Origin of the sequence: Thermogemmatispora sp. (genome assembly GCF_019683755.1) — a bacterium.
In the GTDB taxonomy this organism is placed as follows: domain Bacteria; phylum Chloroflexota; class Ktedonobacteria; order Ktedonobacterales; family Ktedonobacteraceae; genus Thermogemmatispora.
This window is the reverse complement of sequence record NZ_JADGHT010000243.1, coordinates 1-7,167: the sequence shown is the minus strand read 5'-3', so window position 1 is coordinate 7,167 and position 7,167 is coordinate 1. Positions and strand designations below refer to the sequence as shown.

At 59.7% G+C, this 7,167-nt stretch carries 5 protein-coding genes and 3 tRNA genes; 1 reads left to right on the top strand and 7 read right to left on the bottom strand.

Features of this window, described 5'->3' with window-relative positions:
* Positions 1 to 263 precede the first annotated feature (263 nt).
* Complete coding sequence (locus IRZ24_RS14540; RefSeq protein ID WP_297165478.1) at positions 264 to 923, top strand: LysM peptidoglycan-binding domain-containing protein; 660 nt, start codon at positions 264 to 266, stop codon at positions 921 to 923.
* Positions 924 to 1,446: 523 nt separating this feature from the next.
* Here IRZ24_RS14540 and IRZ24_RS14535 read toward each other — a convergent pair.
* The 7 genes from IRZ24_RS14535 to IRZ24_RS14505 all read right to left on the bottom strand — a co-directional run bounded on the left by IRZ24_RS14535 (position 1,447) and on the right by IRZ24_RS14505 (position 7,162).
* Positions 1,447 to 3,096, bottom strand: a complete 1,650-nt coding sequence (locus IRZ24_RS14535) for an acetolactate synthase (protein ID WP_297165476.1) — start codon at positions 3,094 to 3,096, stop codon at positions 1,447 to 1,449.
* A gap of 602 nt (positions 3,097 to 3,698) precedes the next feature.
* Positions 3,699 to 3,772 (bottom strand) — tRNA-Val (locus IRZ24_RS14530).
* Between the two features lie 83 nt (positions 3,773 to 3,855).
* Positions 3,856 to 3,937: transfer RNA gene (locus tag IRZ24_RS14525), tRNA-Leu, on the bottom strand.
* A gap of 133 nt (positions 3,938 to 4,070) precedes the next feature.
* A tRNA-Leu gene (locus tag IRZ24_RS14520) sits at positions 4,071 to 4,152 on the bottom strand.
* A 55-nt stretch (positions 4,153 to 4,207) separates the two neighbouring features.
* A complete protein-coding gene (locus IRZ24_RS14515) occupies positions 4,208 to 4,627 on the bottom strand; it encodes a MaoC family dehydratase N-terminal domain-containing protein (RefSeq protein WP_297165474.1) in 420 nt (139 codons plus the stop codon).
* Between the two features lie 166 nt (positions 4,628 to 4,793).
* Positions 4,794 to 6,404 carry a HAMP domain-containing sensor histidine kinase gene (locus IRZ24_RS14510; protein ID WP_297165472.1) on the bottom strand — a complete coding sequence of 537 codons (1,611 nt, stop codon included), beginning with the start codon at positions 6,402 to 6,404 and terminating at the stop codon, positions 4,794 to 4,796.
* Entirely contained in the window at positions 6,401 to 7,162 is a 762-nt protein-coding gene (locus tag IRZ24_RS14505) for a response regulator transcription factor (protein ID WP_322481213.1), read from the bottom strand. Before IRZ24_RS14505 ends, IRZ24_RS14510 begins: the two co-directional genes overlap by 4 nt.
* Positions 7,163 to 7,167 lie beyond the last annotated feature (5 nt).

The window sequence follows — 7,167 nt, the reverse complement described above, 5'->3', positions numbered from 1 at the left end:
GAGTATTTGCATGTTCCAATTTAGCTCATGCTATCATATCCGTGTTCCCGCGACGGTCAACAGCTCTCCACAGGGGTGTCTTTGCACCTTGCGGGGACGCTAGAGCTTTCGGCGGGTCGTCGACTGAGCTGATTGGCTTTAGCTAGTGGCCTTTCCTGACAGGCAGACAAGAGGCTGAGCTGATCGCTGTGGTCGCCAAGGCTATCTGGCTCGCTGGAAGCCGCTGTTTGGGGAGACTTGTAGGTTTAGTCAGAAGGGGTTACATGCAGTTGCTACATACGGACATTCGTAAGTGCGGACAGCAGAACAAAGGAGGTCGTCTCTTCACGAAATTTGCCGCCAGCCTCATGCTGGCCCTAGCGCTGGCGGGCGCCCTGCTCACTTTGAGCAGCCAGGGGGCCCATGCCCAGGCCGCCAGTGGCTGCTACACCGTTGTCTCGGGCGATACCTTGAGCGGGATCGCCGTGCGCTATGGCACAAGCTGGCAGACGCTGGCTTCCTATAACCACATTGCCAACCCGGACCTGATCTTCCCGGGGCAGCGAGTTTGCATTCCTGGTCAAGGGAGCAATAGCGCAACCTCGGTGAGCGTCCAGAGTCAGAGCCAGACGGCACAGAGCAGCGCGGTTTCGACCACCTCGTCTCAGAGCGTTGGCGGTTCGATTCCGCAGATGATCTATCAGGTTTTCGGCTCCTATGGAGCGCAGGCGCTGAGCGTTGCCCAGTGTGAGTCGGGGCTGAATCCGTATGCGACCAATAGCTCCTCTGGAGCGGCGGGTCTCTTCCAGTTCCTGCCTAGCACCTGGGCCACCACCTCACAGGCAGCTTACTCGCCTTACAACGCGGCGGCTAATATTCGTGCTGCTTATGAGGTCTTCGCGCGTGATGGGTTCTCTTGGCGTGAATGGTCCTGCCAGCCCTAGCCGAGGCCCAGGCCGGTAGGCAGCACAAGCACAAGAGAGGACCGTACTGGCCTCTAGCCCGCTGGTGATTAGCCGCGCTAGCGCGTCAAGTGGCCTGAGCGCCTGGACGCGTGCGGGTAGAAGAAAAGTCGAGGCCAGTTTGAAAGGAGTAAGAATCAGGATTCGTCCGTCTCCCAAACAGAGCGCTCACAACAAGCAAAGGCAATATCTTCTCAAGGAGTGGCTTGCCAGCAGGGTGGCCTGACCCGTGCCGCGGAAGAGCAAACTTAGTCAGCCACGAGCAGGCAAGCTACGCTCCTCCCTCAATAGGGAGGTAAGCGGCGGAGGCAGCACCGGCAGCTTCTGGTTTAGCCGGCGCCAGCTCCGCCGCTCTTTATTAGTCCGATGATGGCCCTGCTTCCGCCCGCCGTTTCTGAGACTGTTGGTCTCTTTCCCGATCGGTCATCTCATGGGAACGCCCTGTGAGCTTGCAGCCGCGAGTTGAGCCAGGGAGAGATCAGTCGCCGCTATGGTAAGCGGTTGGCTAGACCGCGACATTGGTCGAACGGCTATAGGGCTTGTCGGGATCGATTAGTACATTGATGCACGCGGGCAGACCTGAAGCGAAAGCACGTTCCAGGGCTGGGCGGATCTCCTCAGGACGTTCCACTAGCTCGCCATAGCCGCCTAGGGCCTCCACCATCTTATCGTAGCGGATACCCGGTGCCAGTTCTGCTGCCGTAGCATGGCCAATCAGAGCTTTCTGGGGATGCTTAATCTGGCCCCAGGCGCCATCGTTGCCAATCACCGAGACCACAGGTAGCTTATGGCGCACCATGCTTTCAAACTCCATACCGTTCAGCCCGAAGGCGCCGTCTCCATGCAAGATCAGCACGCGCTTGCCTGGGCGCGCCAGTTGGGCGGCCATGGCAAAACCGGTCCCCGTTCCCAGCGTTCCCATTGGACCAGCATCCAGCCAGTAGCCGGGACGGTAGACGTTGATCACGCGTCCGCCATAGCTGACGATGTCCCCCCCATCTCCGATCACCGTGGTCTCTTCATCGATAAAATCACGGATCTCCTTACAGAGACGCATCGGATGGATGGGTACGGCGTCGGAGTTGAGAGCTGCCGCATCGCGCTCCCAGGCTTTGGCCTCTGCTTCACGAATAAAGCGCAGCCAGGCGCGCTCACCGCTATAGGGCTTGCAGGCCGCAGCAACTTGGCGCATAGCCAGACCCACATCACCCACCAGTCCTACATCGGCCCCACGATTGACTCCAATATCCTCGCCCGCAAGATCGAACCAAATGAGGCGGGCCTCAGCAGGGATGAGCGGCGGCCGCCCATGATTGAGACGAAAGTCCATGCGCGTTCCAATGGCCAGGATCGTATCGGCACCTTCCAGGGCTTTGCGCCGCGAGGCGCTGAAGAAGAGGGGATGGGTGGGAGGCAGGCAACCCCGCCCGGCTCCGTTGAGATAGACCGGGGCCTGAATACGCTCGGCTAGCTCGCGCAAGGCTTCGGAGGCATCGCACCACCAGACAGCGCTGCCGGCCATAATGACTGGACGCTCAGCTTGCTCCAGCAGAGCTGCAGCCCTCTCTACCTGGTCAGGTGTCGGCTGCACTGGACCCGCCGGGCGATAGCTTCGCGGCTCGCCCGGGTCAGTCACATTGTCGGTGTCGGCCAGGTTATTGAGGATGTCCATCGGGATCTCTAGAAAAACGGGGCCGGGCTTCCCATTAAGCATCTGGCGGAAGGCAGCAGCGACATACTCAGGAATACGTCCAGTTTCGTGTACTGTGCGCGCCCATTTGGTGATGGGACGTAAGAGATCGATTTGATTCATTTCTTGCAAGGCGCCGCGGTCCCACAGGCTCAACGGGGCCGCGCCGCCGATGACCAGGACAGGACTACCGGCCAGATAGGCATTGGCCACGCCCGTCACTCCATCGGTAACCCCCGGACCGGCTGTCAGTAAGGCTACGCCTGGCCGGCGTGTGCACTTGGCCCAGCCTTCGGCTGCATGTACCGCCGCCTGCTCGTGTCGAGTGTCAATGACACGAATGCCTTCACGGACACAGCCGTCGTAGATGGCTGCAATATGCCCTCCGCTGAGCGTGAAGACGACTTCAACGCCCTCACGCTTGAGAATCTTGGCAACCAGCCAGCCACCATGCGTGATACTCACGTTTCGCCTCCTTTGTCTTGAGCAGCTCTGCTCAGTTGCTTCTCTCTCTGTCAGCCCAAGGCCGCCAGCCGACGGGGCGATCCAGCCTTCCTGCTCTGCAGTGAGCCAAGGCCCTATCTCAGCGAGCAGAGAGGATGCCTTCCCCCGCCGACAGAATTAAGCACTCGCTGCTGACAGAAGGACCGGCTGATACAACTGATAGTCTCGGACGCGACTTCGCTCACCTGCGCAGCTATGATGAATGATAGCGCCTGCTTCCCTACCTGACAATGTAGCACGCTAACAGCTCTGCCGACCCTGATAGCCCGCTTCGCCCGCCTGCCCAGCCCATGACGATAAGCTGAGAAGCCTCCGCCAGAGCGAGCAGGATCTCAGAGGCGAGCACAATCCTGATAAAAAAAGAAGAGCGGCCAGAGGGGAAGGAAGCCAATCTCTGGGGAACGTCGGCGCTAGCAGCGAGCAGATCAGACGACGCCTACCCACCCACCAACTAACTAAACCAGCCAGTTAAACCCACCAGGCCAGCCCCACTGGCGTCAGCTAAAAGTAAAGTAAAGAAAGAGGGAAAGAGAGAAAGGAAGGAGGAGCAGAACAGAGAGGAATGGGCGACAAGGGACTCGAACCCCTGACCTACTGCGTGTAAAGCAGCCGCTCTACCCAACTGAGCTAGTCGCCCACAGACAGGGCTCGCTTCACGAGCCAGGAAAGTGGAAGAGGCGGCGACCTGCGCGGGTCCGCCTCTTGCCACCATACGAGCGGTGCCCTCGAGTGGACTCGAACCACCACGCCCTTACGGGCACAGGCCCTCAACCTGCTGCGTATACCATTCCGCCACGAGGGCATCGTGAGCACATGCGTTTTCGCTAGTAGAACAAGAGAAAGGAAGAGGAGAGAAGAAGGCTCTGCATCGCTGGCGAGCGAGCCTTTTTACTCTCATGCCGCTCGCCAGGCGGATGCAAGCTTGCTAGAAGAGGTGCCCTCGAGTGGACTCGAACCACCACGCCCTTACGGGCACAGGCCCTCAACCTGCTGCGTATACCATTCCGCCACGAGGGCATCTCTCATAGATTCCGCATTGTATTGTATACTGACCCTTGAGATTTGTCAACGGTTAACCTTGCTTTTTAGCACGCACAATCAGTGTTCCCTGTGCCGTAAAGATGAGCTGATTGTTGGCGTCGCGTCCCTCGGTCTCCAAAATGACAAAGGTCATGGGGCCGGAGCGTCCAGTACGCTCACGCACATCTGCCACCCGAGCCACGCAGGTCACCTGTTCCCCGATGCGCAGGCGTCGCCGATAGCTATAGCTCTGCTCGCCATGCAGTAGCTGCATCTGCGCAGGATCAATCTGCAACTCTGGGGGACGAACACGGAACGTGGTTGGAAAAGTCGGAGGTGCGTAGACAAGCGGGGCCTGGCGCTCCAGCGCGGGATCGCCTGTCGCCTCCATAAAGCGCCGCACTGCCTCCTCCGTGACTTCAAAGGTCTGGGGGTCCGAAGTTTTGCCAATCACGCTCTGATCGATCGCCATAAATGAGGCGCTCCTTTCTGCCTAATCTGCGGCTTCAAGGCCTGTCACTCATCAAGAAGCCAGTCGTTAAAGGCTGTTCCGCACCATTCGGCACCATTCGGCGCGACCTGGCAAACAGCCAAAGCCAGGCTGACGCAGCAGGCCGTGCCGCACCCTGCTGGCTCTTTTATGTATTATATCCTCGTGATGGGGGCAGTAAGCGCTCACTTCTATCTCTGTGCTCGCGTCCTGAGTGTGGCCCCGACGGTCTTCCCTGTTCCTCCTGACCTGGGGCTAGCGGTAGAGTAAAGCGAATGCAGGTTCCTTTGCCAGGGGTGCTCTCTGCGGCCACTGTACCGCCATGCGCCGTCACGATCGCCTTGACGATCGTCAAGCCCAAGCCGCTGCCGCCACGTCCCCCGCTGCGCGCCCGATCAGCGCGGTAGAAGCGTTCAAAAATGTGGGGGAGATCGATCGGATCGATGCCCACGCCCGTATCGCGTATCCAGACCTCTAGCATGCGGCCCAGGCGCCGAGCCCCTACGCTGATCGTGCCCCCGGCGGGCGTATGGCGACGCGCATTATCAATCAGATTGAGCAGGACCTGCGTAATGCGATCGCTGTCGGCCAAGACCGGGGGGGTGCGCGGGTCAATGGTATTGTGTAGAGTAATACCGGCCTGGGTGCATTCAGGCTCGATGACGGCCAGCGTCTCATCGACCAGGACCGCCAGGTCGAGCGGCGCCAGGTCAAGTCGGGCCCGGCCCGACTCCAGCAGGGTCATATGCTGAATATCGGCGACCAGCCGGCGCAAACGCTGGACCTCGCGCGCGATGAGCTGCGCCGTTTCCTTGCGCGCGGCTGGCTCCTGGATGACTTCATCGGCCAGGGCCTCGCTAAAGCCCTGAATGGCCGTAAGGGGAGTCGCCAGATCATGAGCGATATTGGCGATCATATCGCGCCGGATCTGGTCCTGTCGGCGCAGCTCCGCCACATCGGCCTCAATGCGGTCAGCCATCGCATTGAAGGTCTGAGCCAGGCGCCCCAGTTCGTCCTGAGAGGGAGGCGGATCAACCCGCTGCGAATAGTCGCCCTCTTTCATGCGCTCAACGGCGGCGGTTAAGGACTCCAGTGGACGGGTCAGGCTGCGCGCCAGCAGCAGGCTAAAGATGATCACCGCTACCCCAATGAGCAGTCCAGCGAGTAGGATGGCCTGGGTCACATTGCTAAGGAAGCGCTGCGGCGACGCTTCAGGTTCGGCGATGAGTAAGGCGCCGATGAGCTGGCGATTGCTGCTACTTTGATCATAGAGTGGGACGCTGACGTAGAGTCCTTTGAACCCTCCGCTTTCTAGATGACCGTCGACCTCATTGCCCTGGAGAGCCTGCGCCGCCGTTTGGGCGATGGCCGTGTCAGCACAGAAGTGGCTATCAAAGCCACTGGGCGGATTGCAAAGGAGCTGATGGCCATTCTGGTCGACAATCACCAGCAGCGCCGGCACGGGAAAGCGCAGCGAAAATGGACCCCAGTGCCCACCAAGCTGGTAGCTGTAGAAGTCCTCGACGCCACGGGCATAGGTCTGGGCAGCATCCTGTAGCTGCCGAATCTGGGCCGTGTAGTAGTAGTTGTAGACGGCAGCTATAACGGCGATGGCGAGCACAATAATCGCTCCCAGGGCCACCGCCAGATAGCTGAGCACCAGTTTGCTGCGTAGGCTCAAGGCAGGAAGCCCAGTAGCTGCCTGCTCCGGTAGGGGAGGAGGAGATACTTGGGAGGAACTGGTCGCCGGTTCACTCATGCAGACGCCTCTGGCTCAAATTTGTAGCCAACCCCCCAGACAGTCTTGATGTTGCGCGGCGCGCCGGGCACTGCCTCGATCTTTTTGCGCAGCGTGCCAATATGGACATCGACTGTGCGCCCATCACCCAGGTAGTCATAGCCCCAGACTTTATTGAGCAGGACTTCGCGTGTAAAGACACGCTCCGGCGAGGAGGCCAGCACGACTAATAGATCAAACTCTTTGACTGTGAGGGCAACACGCTGTCCGTTGACCTCGACGCGCCGCGCTGGAATATTAATGACCAGGCCCGGGAAGCGCAGTTCTTCTCGCTCGCGCTCTCCTCCCTGCCGGCTCTGCTCACCGGTACTCCCCTCGCTTCCATTCCCCCCTGCGCTGCCAGCTCGATGGACTCCAGCCAGGGCGGTGCGCCGTAAGATGGCCCGTACGCGACTGACAACCTCTCGTGGGCTGAAAGGTTTGACTAGATAATCATCGGCTCCCAGCTCTAGCCCGGCAATGCGGTCCTCTTCGCCCTGTCGCGCTGTCAACATCAGAATAGGGGTGTCCGCCCAGGCGCGAATCCGGCGACAGACTTCCATCCCATCCAGGGCCGGTAGCATCAGATCCAGAATGACCAGGTCCGGCTTTTCCCTTGCGTGCAGCTCCAGTCCAGCCGCCCCATCTCCAGCGATGATTACTTCATACCCAGCCTGCTCCAGATAGAGCCGGATCAGTTGTGCAATGTTATTTTCATCTTCTATAATTAGGATCTTCATAACCC

What these genes read in the sequence shown, in the direction of transcription:
- IRZ24_RS14510 (WP_297165472.1), bottom strand. Translation starts at nt 6,404, where the DNA reads ATGAGTGAACCGGCGACCAGTTCCTCCCAAGTATCTCCTCCTCCCCTA.
- IRZ24_RS14515 (WP_297165474.1), bottom strand. Translation starts at nt 4,627, where the DNA reads ATGGCGATCGATCAGAGCGTGATTGGCAAAACTTCGGACCCCCAGACC.
- IRZ24_RS14505 (WP_322481213.1), bottom strand. Translation starts at nt 7,162, where the DNA reads ATGAAGATCCTAATTATAGAAGATGAAAATAACATTGCACAACTGATC.
- IRZ24_RS14540 (WP_297165478.1), top strand. Translation starts at nt 264, where the DNA reads ATGCAGTTGCTACATACGGACATTCGTAAGTGCGGACAGCAGAACAAA.